At 60.9% G+C, this 2,155-nt stretch carries 1 protein-coding gene and 1 pseudogene; both read right to left on the reverse strand.

Going from position 1 to position 2,155, the window contains the following annotated elements:
• A pseudogene (locus A2I95_RS33010) lies at positions 1-220 on the reverse strand (SGNH/GDSL hydrolase family protein); the annotation flags it as partial.
• Between the two features lie 174 nt (positions 221-394).
• Positions 395-2,080, reverse strand: coding sequence for an acyl-CoA dehydrogenase family protein (locus A2I95_RS33015; RefSeq protein ID WP_291736629.1), 1,686 nt, complete (start codon positions 2,078-2,080; stop codon positions 395-397).
• Between the last annotated feature and the right edge of the window lie 75 nt (positions 2,081-2,155).

Below are 2,155 nucleotides of genomic sequence, written 5' to 3' on the forward strand. Positions count from 1 at the left end.
GCTTGTAAATGATCCGCGCGGCCGAGACGGAGCGGTCAACGACTGGTTCCTGCAGCTCGCGGGCAACGGTGTCGGAAATGGATTTGCCTGCCAGGCTGTGCCAGGCCAGCAGGGAATCCCCCATCGCCAGAATGCGGGGGAACTGATCCGTCGGCACAGCACCGGAGCAGGCGGAAAACAGAAACAGCACGGGAAGCAGAAAGCAGCGGAAGAGTGTCATGGTTTCTTGTTAACCAAAACTGGTGAAAGATCGAATAACCCGGATTGGAAACAGTCTTATTCCTCGCATTGGTTGCAGCGTGAACGCATCCTGGGCAGATCCCGGCTGCAAGAAGCCCGGCGCGAACGCCGAGCCTGAGCAGGATTTCTCCCGAACGAAACAGCTTTCGGCCGGTCAGCCCAACAGGCGGCGGGCGATAACCTGGGCTTGGATTTCTGCGGCGCCTTCAAAGATATTGAGGATCCTTGCATCACACAAAACGCGGGAGATTTTGTATTCCATCGCAAAGCCGTTGCCGCCGTGGATCTGCAGCCCGTTGTCGGCGGCGGCCCAAGCGACACGGGCGCCCAGCAGTTTGGCCATGCCGGCCTCCAGGTCGCAGCGGTGGCCGTGGTCCTTTTCCCAGGCCGAGAAATACGTCAGCTGGCGGGCGATCATGATTTCCACCGCCATCATCGCCAGCTTGCCGGAGACGCGGGGGAAGTTGATCAGGGACTTGCCGAACTGTTTGCGGTCCTGCGCGTACTGCATGGCAATATCCAGCGCCGACTGGGCGACGCCAATGGCTCGGGCCGCGGTCTGGATGCGGGCAGATTCAAATGTCTCCATCAATTGTTTGAAGCCTTTGTTTTCCTCGCCGCCCAGCAGGTTCCCGCCCTTCACATGGAAGTTGTCGAAACCCAGCTCGTATTCCTTCATGCCGCGGTAGCCCAGCACTTCGATCTCGCCGCCGGTCATGCCTTCAGTGGGGAACGGCGCCTCGTCGGTGCCGGGCGTTTTTTCCGCCAGGAACATCGACAGTCCGCGGTGGTCGGTGGTGTTCGGGTCGGTGCGCGCCAGCAGGGTCATCACATGAGTGCGGGCGGCGTGGGTAATCCAGGTCTTGTTGCCGGTGATCTTGTAGTCGCCGTTCTCGTCCTTCACCGCGCGGGTGCGCAGGGAGCCGAGGTCGGAGCCGGTGTTCGGTTCGGTGAACACAGCGGTGGGCAGGATTTCAGCACTGGACAGCTTGGGCAGCCAATTGGTTTTCTGCTCCTCGGTGCCGCCGCAAAGGATCAGCTCCGCTGCAATTTCCGAACGGGTGCCAAGCGAGCCAACGCCGATATAGCCGCGCGACAGCTCCTCGGAGACCACGACCATCGAGGCCTTGGAGAGGCCGAAACCGCCGTATTCCTCGGGGATGGTGAGGCCGAACACACCCATTTCCGCCAGCTCTTCGATCACGCTGAGCGGGATCAGCTCATCCTTCAGGTGCCAGTCATGGGCGTGCGGCTCGACCTTCTCCACCGCATAGCGGCGGAACTGGTCGCGGATCATCTCCAGCTCTTCCTCCAGACCGGAGGCACCGAACATGGTGGAGCCAGCCTGTTCTTCCATCAGCTTGACCAGGCGGGTGCGTGCGGCCTGGCTGTTGCCCTGCTCGCATAGCGTCATCACCGCCGGCACCATTAGCGCACGCTGGGCATCCTGAGAAAGGCCCAGATCATGCAGGCGGATGATCTCGCCCTGGTTCATCTGGATGCCGCCATAGACCTGCCACAGGTATTCGCCAAAGCCGATCTGATGGATCAGCTGCTCCATCTCGCCGAACTTGGCCTCACTCTGCAGCTTCTCGGCCCATTTCTGCATCTGGCGCAACGAGTAGACATAGGTCGCCAGCCACGACAGGCCATGTGCGGCAACCTGGTTTTCCTCGATCAGACGGCCCGAGACGCGGCCGTCGCTGCTCACCATCTCCTTGACCGAGGCGCGGGCGGCCTCAAGCAGCTGGTTCAGCGGTTCCAGTGCGGCGCCGGTCAGCGCCAGCAGGTCGGGAATGAGTGTCGGTTTCATCAGCAAGTCCTGTCCGTCATGAGCCATGAATCAGATCCTTCTTCGGTCGCCCGGTGGTAAATCATTTTGCAGGTGCAGCGCAACAAAAATACTCACAGGTGT

This window comes from Leisingera sp. F5, from assembly GCF_001593695.1.